The organism is Amycolatopsis sp. NPDC049691, from assembly GCF_040675005.1.
Taxonomy (GTDB): Bacteria; Actinomycetota; Actinomycetes; order Mycobacteriales; family Pseudonocardiaceae; genus Amycolatopsis.
The window spans coordinates 489,096-510,347 of record NZ_JBFANX010000002.1; the positions used below are offsets into that span (position 1 = coordinate 489,096).

The following is a 21,252-nucleotide window of genomic DNA, read 5'->3' on the forward strand; positions in this document are numbered from 1 at the left end:
CAGCCGTTCGCGGCGGATGGGGGGCCGGCGCCGTTCCAGAACGGACCGTCGGGACAGCAGGCGCCGCCTCCCGGCGGATTCGCACCGCCGCCCGCGCCGGCCGGTGGCGGCCAAGGCCCGCGTACGGGCGGGCCGGTTGCCCAGGGCCCGACCCCGTCGCGTGGCGGGCAGCCAGGGCACGAACAGCCGCGACGGATGCCTCCGCAGGACCCGCGCCGGATGCCGCCGGGTGGGTGGCAGGCCTCGCCCACCGCACCGCAGGGTGGACAGCCGCCTCGAAATGGGCAGCCACAAGGCGGGCCGCCACCCCACGGCGGCCAACCCTTCCGCAGCGGTCAGCCGCACGGCGGGCCCGCGCCGCAAAGGGGTCCGTCCGCTCACGGCGGGCAAGCGCAGCCGCACGGCAGACCGCCGCAGAGCAGTCAGGCACCGTACGCGGCTCAGCCGCAAGGAGGCCGAGCACCGCACACAGGAATGTCCCAAGGTCGGCCAGCACAGAGTGACCCGCGCGGCCTGCCGCACGGCGGGCAAGCGCAGAACGGGCTGCCCCAGGGCGGCCAAGCGCAGGTCGGCCTCCCGCCGAACGGCGGGCAGCCACCGCATGGCGGGCAAGCAGCGGTCGGCGGACAGCCACACAACGGACAGGTGCCGGGCGGCCAAGTTCCTCACAGCGGACAGCCGCAGGGTGGTCAGCCGCCGCACGGGGGACAGCCACACGGCGGGCAGGTGCCTGGCCAAGCTCCTCATGGCGGGCTGCCGCAAGGTGGCCCGCCGCCGCATGGTGGGCAGCCCGTTCATGGGCAGTGGCCGCCGATGTCTGGTGGGTATTCGGTGCAGGGGGGTCCGCAGGATCCGCGGCGGATGCCGGCGCAGCGGCCGCCCGCGGGTGGGGCTCCGCATTCTGGTGGGCAACGGCCGGCTGGGTATCCGAACCAGACTCGGGGGCCGCAGGGGCCGGGGCCGCATCCGGGTGGGCGGCCGCCTGTTCCGCCTCCTCCTGGTGGGCGGCCGCCGGTTGATCCGCGGTTGGGGTTCGCGCGGCCGCCTCAGGTTTCGCCTCCTCGGTTTGGGCCGTCGCCTGAGCAGCTTGGCCGTGGGCAGGGTCCCTTTGAGCCGCGTTCGGGTGAGCCGCCGCGGGCTGGCGAGCTGCCTCCGACCGCTCCGGAACGGCCGGGAGCGCCGGCTGAGCAGCACGCCGCCGCGGGAGACCGGGCGCTTGCTGAGCCTGCGCCCGGGCGGTCGGCGGAGCAGCCCGGGACGCCCGCGGGTGAGCCGTCCGCAGAGCGGGCGGCTGTCCAGGAACGGGTGCCCGAGCCCGCCGCTCAGCAGCACGCCGAGCAGCCGCCCGGTGCCGCGGAAACGGACCGGCACGAGCCGTCCGGACCACAGCACTCCGGGGCCGACGAAACCGACCACCCGGGGGAACAGCAGCCCGCCGCCGGGGAACCCGGCGACCAGTACGTACACCCCGACGAGCCCTACCTCGCCGATCCCGCCTTTCACACCGATGACCCCGCCGGGGTTCGGCGGATCGAGGACACCTTCATGGACTCCGGGCGGCAAAGCCCGGAGACCGGCGAGTGGCGGCACGAACAGGTCCGCCGGGAGGCGCTCGCCAAGCGGGACGAGTTCCATCCCGGCATGTCCGACGACGGCGCCTTCGCCGTGCACGCCTACACGCGCCACGAGATGGTCGGGCCGCTCAACCGGGCCTTGCGGCTCGGGGGTCCCGAACTCCTCGACCTCGCTCCTCAGGCCGCTGCGCTCGTCTCCGGGCTGAACGAGCTGCCGCCGCACGTCGGGACCGTTTCGCGGCGCGTGGACTTCCACGGTGATCCCTCGCGGCTTCAGGCCTTCCTCGGGCGGTTCCACGAAGGCGCGCACATCGTCGAGCCCTCCTTCCTCAGCTCGTCGAAGGTCGACGCGGAGCATCCGCGCAGTACCTTCGCCGGTGAGGTCGAGATGCGGATCGAGTCCAGGACCGGGCGGGACGTCGAGTCCATGGCCAGCATCGGGCGCGAACGCGAGGTCCTCTTCAAGGCCGGGTCGCAGTTCGAGGTCACCCGGGTCGAAATGGGGCCCGGGCACCCCGAGAACCCGGACTTCCGGAACGGCCCTGGGGCCCGGGACAAGCCGCAGTGGATCGTGCACGCCGAAGAGGTCGCGCCCGGTGATCCGCGGTATCGGACCGACCAGCAAGACGCGATCGAGCAGCGGCGGGCCCAGGAACGCGCCGACGAGGAGCGGTTCCAGCGCGAAGCCGATGCCGAGCTCGAGCAGTTCTACGCCGAGCATCCCCACCTCAAGCCGTCCAATGACCTCTTCAGCCTGCTCGGCGGGGACGAAGACGCGCCGCCGCCGGCCGTCAAGCCCGCGCTCGCCACGACCGCTCCCGAAGGGGGCTGGTCGCAGCTCGCCGAACCGCTGACGCCGGGTGGGACGCCCGTGCTGCACGCCGGGTCCGTCGAGACGCCGCAGCAGCACGCTCGCCTGGTCCGCGACGCCGTTCCCGAACTCGCCGCGGTCAACACCCGCAACCACTACAGCCCCGGCGAGCACGGCTTCCGGACCAACGCCGCCGAGTCCATGACGGCCTTCGACCGGCGGATGAACGGCGAGGACGTCGTTGCCGGGCCGGCTCGCGGCGAACCGCTCGACGGGCCGTGGAGCAGCAGGAACAGCTTCGACGACGTCGCCCGCGACCTGCACGAACGTCCGGTCGGCGCGCGCTCCGCCGTCGCCTTCGACCACGGCGGCCGGGAGCACCTGGTCGCCGCCGTGCACACCGAGCACGGGGTGCTCTTCGCCGATCCCGTCACCGGGCGGCTCGCCGAGCTGCCACACGATGCCCTCGGCATCCGCGAACTACCACTCGGCCATCAAGAAAGCATCGCCGACCGCCTCGGCCCGGCGACCGAACGGCCGCCGCACGACGACGGTTACCTCTTCGACGACGACCACCGCGCGACCCCGGCCGACCACGAGAGCATCCGCCGCGCGGTCGGTGACGAGCACGTCTACCAGGACATCCACGACCGCGCACTGGCCCGCCGGGACGCCGCCGGGCTGCCGCTGACCGACGACGCCGCCGTCGCGGTGCACGGCTACACCCGCGGCGAGTACGCCTACGACGTCAACGAGGCACTCCGCCGCGGTCCCGGCCACCCCGGCTTCGACCTCGCGCAGGCGAACGCCCGCGCCATCGTCGACGGCCTCAACCAGGTGCCGCGCACGTCCGGTGAGACCATCCGCGCCTTCGACGTCGGCGGCGACCCGCGGCTCGCCGAGCTCGTCGCCGGGCCGTACCACCCGGGCGACGTCGTCGTCGAGCCGGCGTTCTCCAGCGCGTCGATCAAGACCGACGAGTTCTCGACCAGCAAGTTCGGCGACGACGTCGAGCTGCACGTCCGCTCGGACAACCTCCGCGACATCTCGAAGCTCGCCGAAAACCCGTCCGAGCGCGAATCGCTGTCGCCGCCCGGGACGCAGCTGCTGGTGCACGAACGGCGCCTCGAGATCACGCCCGAAGGCCGCCGCAAGTGGGTCATCGAGGCCGAGGAGATCGGGCCCGGCCACCCGCGTTACCTCGACCCCGAGGCCGCGCAGCGGAAGATGGCCGAGCGGCGTGCCGAGAACGACCACAACGCGGCGGAGTTCGAACGGCGCCGGCGGGCCGCGCTGGTGGAACGCCTCGGCGGCTTCGGCGAGCCGGAGCAGCATCACCAGCCGGAACCTCCCAAGGTCAGCGACGTCTTGGACGGCCCGGCCGAGCCGCTGCCCGTCCCCGAGCCGGGGCCCGACTACTCGCGGCTGGCGCGTTCGACGAACCCGCCCGCCGAACCGGCCATCCACGCCGGCGGGACGACGCCGAGCGAGCGCGCGGCCTACGTCCAGGACCGGCACCCGCACCTGCGCGAGGTCAACCCGGGCTTCCACCAGCCGGGCGCGCTCGAGAACGGGTACATGTCCAACTGCACCCGCGGGCCCGGCGCGTACTGGGACCGGCTGCACGGCGGCACCGCGACGGCCGAGCCCGTCCTCTTCCACGAGATGGGCACGCGCGGCACGCTCGAGCACATCGAAGGCCGGTTCGGCGAGACGTTCTCCGAGCGCGGCAGCTACGACGACGTCATCCGCGAGATGCGGGACAGGCCGGTCGACCACCACGCCGTGGTCGCGGTGAAGTACGCGGGCCCGAACGGCGTCGAGTACGGGCATGTGGCGATGGTCGTGCACACCCGCGAGGGCGTCGCGTTCATCGACCCGCAGTCCGGCGACCTCATGCACCTGCCGCAGCCGCCGAAGGGCATCAAGCTGCTGCACATCGGCACCCCGGGCACGGAACACGTCCAGACCGAGCACGTCGAAAGCGCGGAACACGGCGGCTACGGCCACGCCCCGCAGAGCCGGCTAGACGAACTCCTCGCGCAGCCGCGCGTCGCCGAGGCGCTCGACGGCGCCACCACCGACCTCGTCGTCAAGGACCACGAGGGGAACCCGCAGAACCTCGGGCCGGTCGGCGAGTTCGTCCGGACGCGGCTGGCCGAGCACCCGGAGCTGGTCGAACTCCTCCACGACCCGGCAAACGAGTTCCTGACGCGGTCGCTGCTGCGCAAGCCGGAGACGATCGCGAGCCTGCTGGTGCACGACGAGGCCATCCCGATCCTGGCCGACGCCGTGCACGAAGTGCACCACCCGGCCCCGGACGCCGAACCGGTGGCGCCGCACGCGGACCCGACGCCGCTCACGCCCGAGCAGGCCGAGACGTCGCGCGAAGTGGTCGGCCAGGCGGACGACCACCCTGACGAGCACCGCGCACAAGCGCCGTTCGACCAGAGCAAGCGCGGGGACGAGGCGTACACCCGGGAGTACCTCGCCGAGCGCTATCGAGAAGCGGCTCGAGCCGATCTCAAGCTGAAGGAGATCCTGCCTCCGCTGGCGGAGGAGACCGGCGGCCACGCCGGGTTCCGGCCCGGACCGAAGTCCGAAGGCCGGGCGATGGACAAGATCAACACGAACTACAACGGCGACGCTTCGCTGCTGGTCGACCTGGCGGGCGCGATGATCCAGTTCGAGCGCGTGCAGGACGCCTACGCCGCGTTGGCGCAGATCGCGGATCACCCGGACTTGGAGATCGTCGACTTCGACGACCGGTTCGCGAACCCGGCCCCGGCGGGTTACCGCGATCTGCAGATGAGCGTGCGCATCGACGGACACGTCGCCGAACTGCGCCTGCACCTGAAGTCACTGGACGACGTATCGGCATACGAGCACTCGCTGTACGAGGTCCGCCGTGATCTCAAGGCGCTCGCGAAGGCCGAGGGCCGCAGTTACACCAACGAGGAACAAGCCCTGATCGACGGGCTGGTCAAGCGCGAACGGGAGCTGTTCTGGGACGCGCTGCAGGGGAGTCTCTAATGGTCCAGACGCCGTCCTATTTCTTGTACTTCGCCCACAGCTACGTGGTGGACAGCACGCCCGACGGCGGGTTGACCGGTCACATCCTGAACTGGGAGACCGGAGCGTTCGAGGAAAACCCGGAACACGTCACCGACGTGCTCTTCGACCACAGCCCGGACATCCGGAGCCTCGACCGGGAGCGGTTCATCCGCCGGACCGAAGAGCAACGGCAGCGCTACCTCCGCGGCGACGGACCGATCTTCGCGCTCTACCAGACCATCGACGCGATCTGGGCCGGGGTGAAAGAGGAGAACCGCAAGATCACCAAGGAGGAACGCGCCTTGATCGAATCGCTGTACCGGCGCACCTTCAAGATGTGGGAGGACGAGTTCGCCCGCCGCGACGCGGGCGAAGCCCCGACCTTCACCTTCACCTCGGTGTTCGAGCGATGATTCACGTGGAACATCGGCTTTCGCCCGAAGAGCAGCGCACCCTCTTGGTGCAGCTGGGAAAGCTCGTCCGCGAGCTCCGGACCGGCGCCACCGGGCCGGCCGCCGTCGACTTCCGGCAGGTCGGCGGGCACACCGAACTCGACGGCCACAACGCGACGACGTCCGACGCCGTCGCCGAGCTGTTCTCCGAGCTGCGCAAGGGAATGGCCGCCGAGGGCCGCGGCACCTGGCTGCAGGCGCGGTTCACGCTGAACCCGGACGGCACCTTCGACTTCGACTTCGCGCTCGACGACGATCCGGTGTGGACGGACCCGCCGCCCGCGGCCGCCTACCCCGCCGAGCTGGCCGCGTTCCCGCGCGCCGACGAGCACATCCCGGACTGGTGGCGGCTGCGCGCGCAGCTGCCGCTGGGCGTGGTGTTCCGGCACGCAAAGGCCGGCCCGGACACCGAACGCCCGCCGCTGACCGACACCGAGGTGCCGCTCGTGCTGCAGTACCTCGAGCGCGAAGCCGTCGTGCACGAAGACGGCGACGTGCGCTTCCACACCGACGGCGCCTGGATCTGGCCGTCGTCGGTGGCCGATCTGCTGGCCGAACAAGGCATTCCGCCCGAGCCGGACCTGGTCGCCCACATCCGGCGCCACCACTTCCAGCCGCCGTACGTCGAGCCGCTGGTGCGCCGGACCGCCGCGGCCGACCTGCGGGGCGAGCCGCGGCCGAAACCGAGCCGCGCCGACGTGAAGAAGACCGGCGGGGACGTCGTCGCCGAGCTGGAGACGACGCCGGACCCGCGGCTCGCCGACGACGAGCTGCTGATCGTGCTGGTCCAGCGCCTGGGCGAGCACGGCGTCTGGCCGGAGGCGTACCGCGTCGGCGACCGGGCCGACGGCACGTGGTGCCTCAACTTCACCCCCGACGGCTGGGAAGTCGCCGCCTACGCCGGTGGAAAGCCGCGGGAGCCGAAGTACTTCGACCGGCTCGAGGACGCCGCCCAGCAGCTGCTCGGCGCGTTGCTGCTGCACCCCGCCCGGATGACCGCCGGCCACGAAACCCCGCTGGAGACGGCCAAGGAGCTCGACGACTGGCCGGTCCACCCGGCGCCGGGTGAGCCTCCCCTCACCCTGCTCCGCAACAAGCGCATCACGCGGCTGGTGGCGGGTACGGTCGTCCTGCGCTTCGGCGAGGAACCCGGCAACCTCGTCCACCACGGGGAGGTACGGTTCGCCACGACGTCGCTGCCGCTCGAACGGGAGCGGGTGCGGCGGAGCTACCGGCTCAGACGCCCGCTGCACGTGATCACCGGCATCACGGTTCCGTGGGCGAACCTGCCGGGTGGCGCGGTGGCCTTCGTGCTGCCGAAGACGATCGCCGAGCACGAGTCCGACGGAAGCCTGGAGAGGATCGAGTAGGTGGAAGCGGCGGAAGCGATTGCCAAGGTCGGTCAGTGGCTGCGCGCGGTGCACGGTCCGGACGTCTCCGGCCCCGCGGGCCTCCGGGTGGACACCGAGAAGGTCCTGCGCATCCCCGAGGGCTGGTCGGTGCCCTACAACACCATCGCGTTCCTCGACGAGGGACGGCCGGAGAAGGAGATCTTCCCGCCGCCGTCGGTCGTCGTCCGCGAGCCGGACGGCGAGCTGCGCCAGGCGCACCCGCACCCGGGCGGGCTGTCGGTGCCGGTGGCGTTCCCCGGCCAGGAGAACTGGCGCGAGGTCGTCGACCCCGAGTACGTGAAGGCCGGGCTCGGCGAGCTGGGCGTGCCGCTGCAGGCCGTCGCGGGCTGGGTGAAGGTCGACGCCGAGGGCAACCAGACCGGCGAAGAGCGGGAGAACCCGGAGTACAAGGCCGGGCCGATCCGCCGCGGCTACCCGAAGCCGGAGAACACCCTGGAGACGCTGCTGTCGTTCGGCAGCGTGGGCTGGCTGACCCGGGAGCTGCTGCTCATCGGGCTGATCCGGTGCGAGGTGTACGTCCCGCTCGACCTGGAGACGGGCAAGACCGACCGGTTCTACTTCGCCGAGGAGCGCAACGAACTCAAGGTGTTCAGCTCGACCCGGCACCTGCCTTCGCGCGAGCACGGCTGGTGGAAGGTCGACGTCGCCACGCTCGCCGAGTTCGAGCACCCGCCGAACCTGGTGATCAACGGCGGCCCGACGACCATCGAGGACGTCTCCAGCGGCGAGCTCGCCGAGATCGTCCAGCGGTTCCCGCGGCACGAGCCGCGCATCGACGTGCACGGCCGCTGCCCGGAGGCCGAGGAGGACCTGATCCGGGTCGCCACCGAGACCGCGGCCCGGATGGGCCTGCCGGACCCGGTGAAACCGCCGCTCCTGGCGGCCGAGAAGGCGCGCCGGCGGGGCTTCGAGCTGACCGCCGAGGAGTGCGCGAAGACCGTGCTCGGCGAGTCCTGGCTGAAGCGGCTCGCCATGCCGGAACCACCGCGCAGCAAGCCCAACGACCTGCGCGCGAACGGCCTGGCCCCGACGTACGACAACGCCGGCCGCACGACCCCGCGGCTGGACACGTTCGGCAAGTACTTCGAGCGTGACCTCGACGGTTTCCGCTACGGCTGGCAGCGCGTCACGGGCGCGTACGTCGGCTTCGCGCTCGGGGAGGCCCTCGGCGCGGCCGTCGACCGGATGATGCTGCACGACATCCACGCGAAGTACGGCATCGAAGGCGTCACCGACCTGGTGCCGGCGTTCGACCAGCCGGGCCGGATCGGCTCGCTGACGCAACGGCTGCTCTTCTACACCGAGGCCACCATCCGCAGCCCGCACCGCGAGCAGCCGGAGTCGCGCGAGGCCGAGCAGCTCTTCCCCGGCGTCGTCCGCGGGGCGCTGCAGCGCTGGCTGCGCACGCAGGGCGCGCCGATGGAGAACGCGGACGGCTGGCTCGTCCAGGTCGCGGACCTGCACGCCCGCCGGGACGCCGACGACACCGAGCTCAACGCCTACCACCAGCTCGCAACCGAGGCCGCTGGTGCGCCACCGATGACCGGCCCGGCCGCGCTGATCCCGGCGCTGCCGGCCGCGCTGACCATGGCCGGACCCGGCAGCGGGTTGTCCGGCGGCGCGCGCCAGGCGGTACGCGAGCTGGCCGGCGTCACCCACCCGACCGAGCCCGACCTGGCCGCGGCGACCTACCTGACCTGGCTGTTCGAGCACGCGCTGACCAAGGACGCGTTCAGCTTCCCGATCTGGAACACCAGCCGCGAGGTGCTCAACCCGGACAACCAGTACCAGCAGGGTCCGGAGTGGACGGCGATCGCGGAGATGGTGGCCGAGTCGGTGCCGTTCTTCGGCGAGCACGGCCTGCCCGACCTGCGGATGCCCGAGCTGATCGGCGACGGCAAGTCGACGCTCTCGGTCCTCGGCCGCGCCTTCGCCGCGTTGTCCGGCTTCGAGAACTACCCGGAGCAGGCGCTGCTTCGCGCCGTCAACCACTCCGGCCGCAGCGCGCTCACCGGCGCGATCGCCGGCGCCCTGCTCGGCGCGCGCACCGGGATCCCGGGGCTGCCGCAGAAGTGGGTCGACCAGCTGGAGCTGCGGTACCTGGTGGAGAACGTCGCTTCGGACGCCTACTGGCACTTCGACCGCCACTCGGCGCTGAGCGCGCTCGGCGACCAGTGGATCGAGCGGTACCCGCGGCGGTAGCCCGAGGATGGGGAGCATGACTGAACGCGACGACGGCTTCGTCGAGTGGCGGCCCGACGTCGACCCGGAATTCGACGAGAAGGCGTTTCCCGACCTCGGTCTGCCGGTGCGCGCCATCCGCGGCTGGGCGCAGTACACGCTCTTCGGGGAGCCGACCGGCCCGCGCCGCGCCAACGAGCAGTACACCCCCGGCCCGGTCTGGCGCGGTTTCCCGGTGCCGTCGACGGACGCCGGGAAGCTGCTGAACTACCTGGGCGCGAACTGGATCAGCCGCGCCGAGTTCACCCGCGCGCTACTGGATTGCGAAGTGCTGGTGCCGGTGCAGGACGGCGAACCGCTGGTCCGCCCGGTGTCCGGCGGCCGGGAGGTCATCGCCTACAGCTCGTCGGCGAAGGTGCCCGGGCGCTACCCGAAGCGGTGGCGGATGACCGTCCGCGACCTGCTGGCGGACCTGCCGTCGACCGGCCTGACGCTCGACCCCGGCACCGGCATGGTCCGCAGCCTGTCCGCGGCGGAACTGGCCGTCACCGGTCCCGCCGAACGGCGCCCCAAGGTCGACGAGCCCGCGCCGGAAGCCGGCCCCCAGGTCGCCGAGGCGCTGCCCGGGCTGGTCGCGGAGTTCGGCGTCGAGCCTCCGGACCTGCTGGAACGGCACCTGCGGTACGCCGTCGACCACGCCCGTGACCACCACTTCGAGCTGACGCCGGAGGAGTGCGTCCGGTACTTGCGCGGGTTCGCCTGGCAGTACCGCAACGGCGTCCGGCGGCGGGCGGGCCACGCCCCGGAATGGCCCGCCGACCTGGGCGCGAACGGCCTGATCGCACACGTCGACGAGAACGCGCAGCCGCGGCCGGTGCCGTGGACGTTCGGGAAGTTCTCCGCGTTCGGCACGCCGGCCGCGCGCTTCGCGTGGCACCGGATCGTCGGCGCGTATGTCGGCTTCGCCATCGGAGACGCGCTGGGCGGCGGCGCCACCGCTCCGCTGCCGATGGGCGGGCTGACGCGGCACCTGCTGTTCCACACCGACATCGTCTTGCGCGGATTGCCGCCGGTCCCGACCGGCGAGGTGCCTTCCCCGCTGCCCTTTCCCGACCCGGTCGGCTGGCTGGCGGTCGCGACGCGGCACGCCGGGTTCGCCCCCGACGACCCCTCGGCGTTGCTGGCCACGGCGTTGGCCGCGACCCCGGCCAGTGCGGTCGCCATCGATGGCGTCGACGGCGAGCAGTACGCCAAGGACGTCGCCCGCGAGCTGGCCGGTGGCGCCGCCACCGAGGGCGTGGACCTGCTGATCGCGCTGTTCCAGGCCCTGCTCACCCGGGACGCGTTCGCGGTGCCGGTGCACCTGCGGCTGCGGGAAATCGGCGGCGAACTCGCGACGCAGGTGCTGGCGTTGCGCGAAGACCGCGATGCCGATGACGTGACGCAGCTCGAATCCCTCGGCGACGGCCGCGGCGTGCGCTCGGTGCTGAGCCGGGCGCTGTTCGCCGCCGCCAAGCGCGGCCACGACCCCGAAGCGGCCATCACGCTCGCCGCGCGGTCCGGCCCGGTCGCCGGTGCCATCGCGGGCGCGCTCGTCGGCGCCCGGGTCGGCGTGCCCGGCCTGCCGTGGGTCACGGCACTGCCCGACCTCGGGCTCCTCGAGGACGTCGCCAGCGACGTCTTCTGGTACTTCAACCGCAACGGCCTCCAGACGGAGACCGCGGAGCACGCCCGCTGGGAGCGCCGGTACCCGAGTGGCCGGTTCACCCCGAAACCGAAGGGACCGGACTTGCGATCGCGACTGCGGGGGAGCCTGCTGGCCGGGGCGATCGGCGACGCGCTGGGCGCGAAGACCGAGTTCGACTCGATCGACCGGATCCGGGAAATCGCCGGGCCGGCCGGGATCACCGACTTCATCCCCGCGTACGGCGGCGTCGGCCGGATCACCGACGACACGCAGATGACGCTCTTCACGCTCGAAGCGCTGATCCGGGCACACGCCCAGCAGCGGAAGACCGGGTCCGCGGACGTCGTCCACTCGCTGCAGATGGCCTACCAGCGCTGGCTGCACACGCAGGGCGTCGCGTGGGAGCGGGCGCGCGGGCCGCAGTCGACGGTCGAGGCGCCGGACGGCTGGCTGATCACGCACCAGGAGCTGTTCAGCCGCCGCGCGCCGGGGTTGACCTGCTTCGGCGAGCTGGAGGCCTACGGCCGCGCGGGCGTCCGGGGCAGCGTCGAACGGCCGGTGAACAACTCGAAGGGCTGCGGCGGCGTGATGCGCGCGGCCCCGATCGCGCTGTGGTCCGACGACCTCGCCGAGGTGTTCCGGCTCGGTGCCGAAAGCGCGGCACTGACCCACGGTCACCCGAGCGGGTATTTGTCCTCGGGCTGCTTCGCGGTGCTCGTCCACGGGCTCCTGCACGGGAAACCGCTGCTCGACGCCCTCGCGGCCGCGCGAGCGGAGCTGGTCAAGCACGCGGGGCACGAGGAGCAGAGCGCGGCGCTCGACGCGGCACTGGCGCTGGCGGAGCAAGGACCGCCGACGCCGGAGAAGCTGGAGACGCTCGGCCAGGGCAACGTCGGCGAGACCGCGTTGTCGATGTCCGTGTACGTCGCGCTGACCGCCACCGACGCCGACACGGCGTTGCTCGCGGCGGTCAACCACAGCGGGGACAGCGACTCGACCGGCTCGGTCTGCGGCAACCTCGTCGGCGCGATGTACGGCGAGGAAGCCCTGCGCACGAGCTGGCTGGAGCAGCTGGAGCTCCGCGACGTCATCGTCGGCCTGGCGGACGACGCGCTCACCGAGTTCGGCCCGGACGCACCGGGTGACGACCGGTGGTTCGCGCGGTACCCGGTCGACTAAGTTTCGGGGTGTCACTGGGGTCAGGGGAGGACGAAACGTGCGTTACCGGGTAGAGGTGGCCGAACGCCCGGACGGCCTGTACGCGACGTGGGGCGAGGGGACGTTCCGCGCGCAGCGTTCGACGACCGACGGCACCGTGCTGCTGTCGGTGCTGCCGGAGGAAGAGGCGCCGGAGGGCTTCGACAAGGAGTTCGAGGGCCGGCCGGCCAAGGTGGTGCCGGCGAGCGAAGTGCCGTCGACGTTCACGCTGCGCACGTTCGCCGCGTACGACGACGAGGTCTTCGAGGTCGCGCCGGGCGCGCGGCCGGAGCTGACCCTGCGCTGGGTCCGCGACGACGCCGCCCGCGCGGCGCAGCTGGGCCTGACCGACTTCTCGGTCACGGTGCCCGCCAAGGACGTCACCGCGCTGTGGCAGACGCGGCTGGACTTCACCGAGACGCCGGAGGCGCGGCCGCAGCCGGGCACCGGCGACCAGAACGCGCTGCTGCGCGCCATCGGCCGGACGCTGCTGCACACGGTGCCGGGCGGCTGGGCCCGCGTCGGTGCGCAGTTCCGCCAGGTCGGGGACTACTCCGAGATCGAGGTCCGCGCGGTCGGCGACGAGGACGGCCCGGTGTCGGTCTCGCTGCCGGCGGTGCCGCGGCTCGGCGGGCTCTTCGCGCGGCTGCGGGCCGCGATGTTCCAGCCCGAGACCGGCACCTGGTTCCAGGGCACCTTCACGCTCGACGCCGAGTCGCAGTTCGACTTCGACTTCGACGCCGACCGCGAGCCGGACTGGCGGGTGCCGCCCAACGACGGCGGCCGCCCGTCGACCGCGGCCTACGAGCTGGAGCTGGCGACCTTCCCGCGGACGCCGAAGCACGTGCCGGCGTGGCTGACCGCGAAGGCCGGCCTACCGCTGGACGTCACGTTCCGGCTGGCCAGGACCGCCGACTCGCACGCCGAGGGCGAGCGCCCGGTGGTCAACCGGCCGCCGGTGCCGCCGGACCAGGTCCGCGGCGTGCTCGACTACCTGTTCCGGGCACCGGTCGCGCTGCACCGGCCCGCGCCGCTGCCGGACATCTTCGGCGCGCCGGGCGCGAAGCCGGACGTGCCGAACGCCTTCCACACCGACGGCACCTGGATCTGGCCCGCCGCCGTGCCGCACTACCTGCGCAAGTACGGGGTGCCGCCGGAGCCGGAGCTGGTCGAGCACATCCGCGCCGCCGGGTTCCGGCCGCCTTTCGTCGGCGAGCTCGTCCGCGCGACGGCGGAGGCGGAGGTCCTCGGCCAGCCGCGGCCGCCGCAGACGACCGCCGACCTGCCGGACGAGCGCGCGCTCACCCGGGTCGCCCGCGGTGAGCAGGTGCGGAACCTCAAGGGCGCGGAGACGCTGGAGCTGCTCCAGCAGCGGCTCGCCGAGCACGGCGTGCCGTCCTCGGCCTACCGGATCGGCGCCAACGAGGTGCCCGCCGACGACGTCTGGACGCTGCGCCGCGCGGAGAACGGCTGGGAGGTCTCGCGGCCGCCCTACGACGAGCCCGTGGCGTTCGCCTCGCTCGGCGACGCGGCCCGGTTCCTGCTCGGCGTGCTGCTGATGCAGCCGCCGCGGCCGGCGGAGGAGTCCGACCAGCCCGCCGACTGGCCGATCCTGCCGATGCGCGGCGAACCGCCGCTGAACTTCTACCGCGGCAAGCGCCTGATCGTGCTGGCCCCGGGTACGACGGTCGTCCGGTTCGGCAACGAGACCGGCAACCTGGTGCACGCCGACGGCGCACGGTTCGTCGAGACGTCGCTGGCGTTCGAACGCGAACGCGAGAAGCGGCTCTACCGCGTGCAGCGCTCGCTGCGGGTGCTGACCGGCGTGACGGCGCCGTGGAGCGGGATGCCGGGCGGCGCGGTCGCCTACCTGCTGCCGCGGCCGCTCGCCCAGCACGTCGAGACGGGCGCGCTCAGCAGGCAGTGATCAGGACGGCGGGCGACCACCAGTAGTCGGCGAGCGGCTCGACGTCGACCTGGGCGAAGCCCGCCGTCCGCAGCTGCTCGGCCCAGACCGCGGCCGGGTGCTCCCAGTTCGTCCGCTCCGCGCCGGAGACGATCCCGAGCAGGACGGGCAACAGGAACCCCTGTGCGACCAGCGAAGCGTCCGCGCCGTATTCGGCGACGCCACGCTCGTAGCGCGCGACGAGCGAGCGCAGGTGCTCCGGCGAGCCTTCGGTGAACTCGGGGATGTCGAATTCGGCGAGCACCAGCGTCCCGGTGCGCGGCTGCAGCGTGCGCAGGACGTCCGCGCGCTGCTCGGGCTCGATGGACTGGAGCGCGAACGTCGACTGCGTGAAGTCCCAGCCGAGGTCGTCGCGGGCGAGGAACTCCTGCGCGGTGGCCTGCCAGCAGGTGGCGGCCGGCACGCGCTCGCGGACGCCGTCGAGCAGCGCGGCCGACGGCTCGACGAGGTCGATCCGGCTCGGCGCGTGCGTGGCCTGTTCGAGAGCGGGTACGACCGCCAGCCCGTCGCCGCAGCCCAGGTCGAGCAGTGATTCGGGCTTCGCGCTGTCGTAGCGCGCGGCCAGCTCCTCGCTCAGCCGCCGGTAGAGCTCGACGTTGCCGCCGCCGCGGATGAACGCCGTGAACGCCTCCGGCCGGTCGTACACCGCCGCCGAGCCGTCGCCGGCCAGGTGGATCCGCAGCTCGTCGGCCAGCGGCGAACCGGCGCGGCGGGCGAGTTCGGCGGCGCGCTCGCGGTCACCGGAGCGGTAGGCGGCGAGGGCGTCGGCGAGCAGCTCGATCGAGGTCATGGTCCGGGGATATCAGAACGGCACCCACAACGTCACCCGAGTGCCGCCCCCGGCGAGTCCCGACTCGACGCGCGAGGTCCCGCCGACCTCCGCCAGGCGCGCGGTGATCGACTCGCTGATGCCGAAGCCGGCCGGGTGGTCGGCCGCGCTGAAGCCGCTGCCGTGGTCGCGGGTGATCACCGCGATGCCGCCGTCGCGCTCCTCGACGCGCACCACGACCCGGTCCGTGCCGGAGTGCTTCATCGTGTTCCGCATCGCCTCGCGCACGGCGTCGCGGATGGCGATCTGCCGGACCTCCGACAGCGTGTCGTCGTCGAGCTCGGCCACCACGAGCTGGGCGCGCAGCCCGTCCCGCGCCATCTCGGCGGCGAGCGCGGCGAGCTTCTCACCCAACGGCCGGGACCCGGCCTCGGCCTGCTCGGACTTCGCCGTCTCGATCATGTGCCGGATTTCCATCGCCTGCGCGCGGGCGAGCCGCTGGATCTCGACCAGCCGCTCTTCGGCGTTCGACGTGTCGGACAGCGCCATGGCTTCGAGGGTCTGCAGCACGGTGTCGTGCAGCATCCGGTGCTGCTGGGCGCGCTCGGCGAGCCGGCCGTTGCGGGTGCCGTAGGCCAGGGCCAGCCGGGTGCCGAGCCCGGTCAGCACCAGCGCGGCGGTCGCCAGGAACAGCTCGGCGAGCAGCGCGGAGTACGTCGAGAACGCGGCACCGACGTGGAACTGGCCCGTGTTGAGCCAGTTGGCCAGCATCCGCAGCGGGAAGCTGAGCAGCCCGAACACCAGCCCGCTGGGCACGCCGAGGGCGAGCGTGAGCAGCCCGGCCTCGCCGAAGAGGTGGACGCTGCTGACCGCCAGCGCGTCGAAGTACGCGTCGGACGGCACGGTCAGCGCGAGGACCAGCGGCGAAAGCACGGTGAAGACGAGGTCGGCGGCCAGCAGCTTCCCCGCGTCCCGGCCGCGGTAGGGCGCCGAGCGGAACATCCAGCGGAAGCCGATCAGGTTCACCGCGACCGAGAGCAGGGTGAACACCCCGACCGGCAGCAGGCCGGTCGAGCCGTGGCGGAGGGCGTAGACGCCGAACTGGCCGGGCACGGCGAGCAGCCGGAAGGCCAGCGGGATCAGCACGACGTACCGGGTGGCGCGCAGCAGCAGCCCGTCGCGCCGGGTCGGGTCGATCGGCCCGGCCATTTTCGAGATCCGCTTCAGCGCGTGGATCGGGGTGGGGTCGCCGATCTCGTCGGAGAGCTCGCTGGTGGCCGTCGCGATCGCGGGCGCGCCCTGCCGCAGGAGCGCCACGAAGAAGCTGCCCGGTTTGGGCGGGCCGGGCGCTTCCGTGGACATCGGACGGACAACCCCCTGGTCACGTCGGTGAACCGAGGTTAGGGAGTATCACCGATCCGCGACGGTCAGGTCCAGCGTTCCACGGAATTCAGATGAATCAGGTCAGGAATTTCCGATTCCCTGCTCGGCAGCCCACTTCTTCAGCTCCGCCACGGCGTCGTCGTGCTCCAGGGGGCCGCGGTCGAGGCGCAGTTCCTTGAGGAACTTCCACGCCTTGCCGACGTCCGGCCCCGGCTTGATGCCCAGCAGCTCCATGATCTCCTCGCCGTTGAGGTCCGGCCGCACGCGGTCGAGGTCCTCCTTGGCCTTGAGCGCGGTGATGCGGGCCTCGAGGTCGTCGTAGGTCGCCTGCAGCGCGGCCGCCTTCCGGCGGTTGCGCGTGGTGCAGTCGGCGCGGACCAGCTTGTGCAGCCGGGGCAGCAGGTGACCGGCGTCGGTGACGTACCGGCGGACCGCCGAGTCCGTCCACTCGCCCTTGCCGTAGCCGTGGAACCGCAGGTGGAGGAACACCAGCTGGGAGACGTCGTCGATGATCTCCTTCGAGAATTTCAACGCCCGCAAACGTTTGCGGGCCATCCGCGCACCCACGACCTCGTGGTGGTGGAAGCTCACCCCGCCGCCCGGCTGGAACTCCCGCGTCGCCGGCTTCCCGGCGTCGTGCAGCAGCGCCGCCAGCCGCAGGATCAGGTCCGGCTCCGACGTCGGTTCGTGCGTCTTCTCCAGCTCGATCGCCTGGGCGAGCACGGTCAGCGAGTGCTGGTAGACGTCCTTGTGCTGGTGGTGCTCGTCGATCGCCAGCCGCATCCCGGGCACCTCGGGCAGCACCCGGTCGGCCAGCCCGGTGTCCACGAGCAGCTCCAGCCCCGGCCGCGGGTCGTCGGCGAGCAGCAGCTTCGACAGCTCGGCCTGGACGCGCTCGGCGGTGATCCGGTCGATCTCGCCCGCCATCGACGCCATCGCGTCGACCACCCGCGGCGCGGCGGTGAAGCCGAGCTGCGCGGCGAACCGGGCGGCCCGCAGCATCCGCAGGGGGTCGTCGGCGAACGACTCCTGCGGCGTCGCCGGGGTGTCGAGCACCTTCTCCCGCAGCGCGCCCAGGCCGTCGTGGGGGTCGATGAACGTCTTGGACGCCAGCTCGACGGCCATCGCGTTGACCGTGAAGTCGCGCCGAAGCAGGTCGCCCTCGATGCTGTCGCCGAAGGTGACCTCGGGGTTGCGGCCGACGCGGTCGTAGCTGTCCGCGCGGAACGTCGTGATCTCGAGCTGCATGCCCTTCTTCGTCACGCCGACCGTGCCGAACGCGATCCCGACGTCCCAGACCGCGTCGCCCCACTCGCTGACGATCTTCAGCACCCGGTCCGGCCGCGCGTCCGTCGTGAAGTCGAGGTCGCCGGAGCGCCGGCCGAGCAACGCGTCGCGCACGCTCCCGCCGACGAGGTACAGGCGGTGCCCGGCCCGGGCGAACCGCTCGGCCAGCTCGTCCGCCAGGGGGGAGAGCCGCATCAGCTCCACCACCGCGTTCTCCTTGGCGACCACGTCGTTCACGAAAAAATCCCACAGGGTTCGGGTGCGGCTACTACAGGCACCACCGGACAGGACACGGAGAGCCAGCCTACCGGGGCAACCGTTTGCTCTAGCATCGCAGCATGTCTGGATCAGCCGGCCGCCCCGGCGCCTCGAAGCCGCGGAGGCGGCGCAGGCGTCAGCGTGGCAGGCGGCTGACCACCGTCGACGAGACGTCGGCCGGCGGTCTCGTGGTGGACGCCGAGCGCGAACAGGCGGTGCTGATCGGCCGGCTCGACCGGCACGGCAGACTGCTGTGGTCGCTGCCCAAGGGCCACATCGAGGACGGTGAGACGGTGGAACAGACGGCCGTGCGCGAGGTGAAGGAGGAAACCGGCATCTCCGCGCGGGTGCTGCGGCCACTGGGCACCATCGACTACTGGTTCGTGGCCGAGCGGCGGCGCATCCACAAGACCGTCCACCACTTCCTGCTCGAAGCGCTCGGCGGCGAGCTGTCCGACGAGGACGTCGAGGTCACCGAGGTGGCCTGGGTTCCGCTGGCCGAGCTGGAGACCAAGCTGGCCTACTCCGACGAACGCAAGCTCGTCCGGAAGGCAGGCCGGCTGATCGAGGAACTTTTCGCGCGCCCGGACGTCCACGGACGAGACGAGCACGCCCCTGAGGGAGCCCCCGAGTGAAGCGGTTCGCCGCAGCCTTCCTTTCCGTCCTCTTCCTGGCCGTCCCCGCCCTCGCCGGAGCCACGGTGGCCCAGGCGGAGGAGGGCGCCCGCCTGCGCGTCGACCTGACGCAGCTGAACCCGCGCGTGATCACGAGCTCGTCGACGACGCTGACCGTCGCCGGCACGGTGACCAACACCGGCGACCGCAAGGTCAACCGGCCGCAGGTCCGGCTGCAGGTCGGGGAGCGGGCGACGACGTCGCGCGGCATCAACGACGTCCTCTCGGGCGCCGTCATCAAGGACTCCCCGCTGACCGAGTTCACCTCCGTCGCGGACTCCCTCGAACCCGGGCAGAGCGCGCCGCTGAACATCACGGTGAACCTGACCGGCACGAAGGCCGCGCAGTTCGGCAGCCCCGGCGTCTACCCGCTGCTGGTGAACGTCAACGGCACCCCGGAGTTCGGCGGACCGGCCCGGCTGGGCGCGGTCAGCATGCTGATGCCGGTGCTGGGCCGGCCGGGCAAGACGGCGGGCCACTCGTCCGCCGGCGCGCCGAGCATGACCCTGCTCTGGCCGCTGACCAGCACCGTCCCGCAGGTCTACGCGGCGCCGTACGGCCAGCCGCTGGTGCTGCGCGACGACCGGCTGGCCGACGAGATCGGTCCCGACGGCCGGCTGAACGCGCTGGTCACGGCCGCGTCGACGGCCGTGCACGGCGACTCGAACCTCGCCAGGTCGATGTGCTTCGCGCTGGACCCGGACCTGCTGACGACCGTCGACCTGATGAGCCGCGGCTACCAGGTGCACACCGACGGCGGGAACGTCGACGGCAAGGGCGCCCAGACCGCGAAGACCTGGCTCGCCTCGCTGCGCACCCTGCTGACCGGCCGGTGCGTGGTGGCGATGCCCTTCGCCGACGCCGACCTGAACACCGTCTCCCGGATCCGCCCCGGCGACCCGATCCTGGTCGCGCAGGCGGCCGCGGCGGCCTCGGCCGTCCAGCAGCTGGTGGGCGTCGCACCGCAGACCGGCGTGCTCTGGCCGGACGGCACGCTCAACGAGTCCGTGCTCGCCGCGCTGACCCAGGCCGGCGTCAAGACCGTGCTCACCGACGCGGCGAAGCTGGCCCCGGCCGGCGCCGGCGGGGGCGTCACCGTGCAGGGCAGCGCCGTGCGCGCCCAGCCGACCGACTCGCTGATCTCCGCGGCCATGTCCGGCGTGCCGAGCGTGCCCGACTCGGTGACCGTGGCCGCGAACACCGAACGCGCGATCTCGAGCCAGAACGGGCTCGGCGCGCTCGCCTTCCGCGCGGGCCTCGGCGCCCCGTCCGGGCAGGAACGCCCGGCCCACCTGCTGGTCGCCCCGCCGCGGCGGTGGGACGCGCCGGCCGCCGAGCTGACGGCGTACCTGCAGCAGGTCGGCGACTTCCTCAACGCCGGCATCGTCACGGCGTCGTCGCTCCCGGCACTGCTGGACGCCGACCCGCAGGGTTCCGGCGCGGTCGGCGACGGCGGCGAGGACCCCGGCGCGGGCATCGACCCGGCGGGCGTCTCGACGCTGTCGAAGCTCGACGAGCAGGCCACCGGGATGGCGTCGGCGATGCAGCCGGACCCCACCAAACGGGTGAAACCGGAGGACGTCGTGGCGCCGGTCCGGCTGGCCGAGCTGCGCGGCGCGTCCACCGGCTGGCGCGGGCTGCCCGCCGACGCGGCGACCGCGAACGCGCAGGCCGAGATCGCGGCGATCAGCGACCGGGTGAGCGTCCGGCAGCCGCAGCAGACCATCGCGCTGGCGTCCGGCAACTCGCCGCTGCCGGTGTACGTGGTGAACGACCTGCCGGTCGGGATCACCGCGCGGTTCACCCTCAACAACACCATCGGCCTGCGCACGGACGACAACAAGGAGGTGTCGTTCCCGGCGGGCGGCGGCCGGCAGTACTTCCTCCCCGTCGAGGCGCTGCGGGCCGGCCGGTTCAGCGTCGATGTGTCGTTGAGCACGCCGACCGGTACCCCGCTCGGGTCATCCGCGCGCTTCGAGCTGACGTCGACCGAGTACGGCGCGATCACCATCATCGCGACCGTCGCCGCAGGTGTGGCCCTGCTTCTGCTCGCCTCGCGGCGCATCTACCGGCGGGTGAAGGACGCCCGGACGGGTCGCGACGCCGTGGACTGATCCGTCGGCGTTTGAGTGTTGCGGGCGGTTCCCGATTACCCTTGGTCCGCACGTGCGCGGCACCGGGCCGCGGCACCGGAGAAGAGCACCGAGGATTGGGCACGCGTGGAGAGAGAGCCGGGCTTACCACCCGAGCGTGCGGGTCGTCCTCGGCGCGAAGGCGCCCAGCCCCCGCAACCGCCGCAAAGGACCGACGGGCCCCCGCGTCCGGTCCGCCGCCAGCAGCCGCCTCCGCCACCGCGGGAGCGCGGCCGCAGGCAGCCGCCCCGCAACGGGCAGACGCGCCAGATGCCGGCCCCGGACGACGCGACGGTCCGTGACCGCCGCCCGGTCCGCGAAGACGGCCCACCCCGCCCGGCCCGCGACGACGGGGGCCCGCGACGGCCCGCGCGCGAGGACGCCCCGCCCCGGCGGCCGTCCCGCGAGGACGGCC

11 protein-coding genes are annotated in these 21,252 nt (G+C 72.7%); 8 read left to right on the forward strand and 3 right to left on the reverse strand.

The features are described from left to right. Positions 1 to 1,305: 1,305 nt before the first annotated feature. The 6 genes from AB0J40_RS06610 to AB0J40_RS06635 are packed head-to-tail and all read left to right on the forward strand — an operon-like array spanning position 1,306 to position 14,295. Entirely contained in the window at positions 1,306 to 5,418 is a 4,113-nt protein-coding gene (locus tag AB0J40_RS06610) for a toxin glutamine deamidase domain-containing protein (protein ID WP_364448485.1), read from the forward strand. Further along, positions 5,418 to 5,852, forward strand: a complete 435-nt coding sequence (locus AB0J40_RS06615) for a hypothetical protein (RefSeq protein WP_364448487.1) — start codon at positions 5,418 to 5,420, stop codon at positions 5,850 to 5,852. The genes AB0J40_RS06610 and AB0J40_RS06615 overlap by 1 nt, the downstream gene beginning before the upstream one ends. Further along, entirely contained in the window at positions 5,849 to 7,261 is a 1,413-nt protein-coding gene (locus AB0J40_RS06620) for a TNT domain-containing protein (RefSeq protein ID WP_364448490.1), read from the forward strand. The genes AB0J40_RS06615 and AB0J40_RS06620 overlap by 4 nt, the downstream gene beginning before the upstream one ends. Then, a complete protein-coding gene (locus AB0J40_RS06625; RefSeq protein ID WP_364448493.1) occupies positions 7,262 to 9,505 on the forward strand; it encodes an ADP-ribosylglycohydrolase family protein in 2,244 nt (747 codons plus the stop codon). A gap of 16 nt (positions 9,506 to 9,521) precedes the next feature. Next, positions 9,522 to 12,350 (forward strand): ADP-ribosylglycohydrolase family protein, encoded by a 2,829-nt coding sequence (locus AB0J40_RS06630; RefSeq protein ID WP_364448499.1) that lies wholly within the window; start codon positions 9,522 to 9,524, stop codon positions 12,348 to 12,350. A gap of 37 nt (positions 12,351 to 12,387) precedes the next feature. Continuing rightward, complete coding sequence (locus AB0J40_RS06635) at positions 12,388 to 14,295, forward strand: TNT domain-containing protein (protein ID WP_364448502.1); 1,908 nt, start codon at positions 12,388 to 12,390, stop codon at positions 14,293 to 14,295. On the opposite strand, the gene AB0J40_RS06640 is transcribed toward AB0J40_RS06635, so the two are convergent. The 3 genes from AB0J40_RS06640 to AB0J40_RS06650 all read right to left on the reverse strand — a co-directional run bounded on the left by AB0J40_RS06640 (position 14,282) and on the right by AB0J40_RS06650 (position 18,010). After that, positions 14,282 to 15,124, reverse strand: a complete 843-nt coding sequence (locus tag AB0J40_RS06640) for a class I SAM-dependent methyltransferase (protein WP_364448505.1) — start codon at positions 15,122 to 15,124, stop codon at positions 14,282 to 14,284. The genes AB0J40_RS06635 and AB0J40_RS06640 overlap by 14 nt on opposite strands. 12 nt (positions 15,125 to 15,136) lie before the next feature. Further along, complete coding sequence (locus AB0J40_RS06645; RefSeq protein ID WP_364448507.1) at positions 15,137 to 16,465, reverse strand: ATP-binding protein; 1,329 nt, start codon at positions 16,463 to 16,465, stop codon at positions 15,137 to 15,139. 102 nt (positions 16,466 to 16,567) lie between these two features. Continuing rightward, positions 16,568 to 18,010 carry a CCA tRNA nucleotidyltransferase gene (locus AB0J40_RS06650; RefSeq protein ID WP_364448510.1) on the reverse strand — a complete coding sequence of 481 codons (1,443 nt, stop codon included), beginning with the start codon at positions 18,008 to 18,010 and terminating at the stop codon, positions 16,568 to 16,570. A gap of 101 nt (positions 18,011 to 18,111) precedes the next feature. On the opposite strand from AB0J40_RS06650, the gene AB0J40_RS06655 reads away from it, so the two are divergent. Together AB0J40_RS06655 and AB0J40_RS06660 are read left to right on the forward strand one after the other, a co-directional pair. Further along, positions 18,112 to 18,666: an NUDIX hydrolase gene (locus AB0J40_RS06655; protein ID WP_364448513.1), complete on the forward strand. Its 555-nt coding sequence runs from the start codon at positions 18,112 to 18,114 to the stop codon at positions 18,664 to 18,666. Further along, positions 18,663 to 20,819, forward strand: coding sequence for a DUF6049 family protein (locus tag AB0J40_RS06660; RefSeq protein WP_364448516.1), 2,157 nt, complete (start codon positions 18,663 to 18,665; stop codon positions 20,817 to 20,819). The genes AB0J40_RS06655 and AB0J40_RS06660 overlap by 4 nt, the downstream gene beginning before the upstream one ends. The last annotated feature ends 433 nt before the right edge of the window (positions 20,820 to 21,252 follow it).

What these genes read in the sequence shown, in the direction of transcription:
- AB0J40_RS06615 (WP_364448487.1), top strand. Translation starts at nt 5,418, where the DNA reads ATGGTCCAGACGCCGTCCTATTTCTTGTACTTCGCCCACAGCTACGTG.
- AB0J40_RS06620 (WP_364448490.1), top strand. Translation starts at nt 5,849, where the DNA reads ATGATTCACGTGGAACATCGGCTTTCGCCCGAAGAGCAGCGCACCCTC.
- AB0J40_RS06630 (WP_364448499.1), top strand. Translation starts at nt 9,522, where the DNA reads ATGACTGAACGCGACGACGGCTTCGTCGAGTGGCGGCCCGACGTCGAC.
- AB0J40_RS06640 (WP_364448505.1), bottom strand. Translation starts at nt 15,124, where the DNA reads ATGACCTCGATCGAGCTGCTCGCCGACGCCCTCGCCGCCTACCGCTCC.
- AB0J40_RS06645 (WP_364448507.1), bottom strand. Translation starts at nt 16,465, where the DNA reads ATGTCCACGGAAGCGCCCGGCCCGCCCAAACCGGGCAGCTTCTTCGTG.
- AB0J40_RS06655 (WP_364448513.1), top strand. Translation starts at nt 18,112, where the DNA reads ATGTCTGGATCAGCCGGCCGCCCCGGCGCCTCGAAGCCGCGGAGGCGG.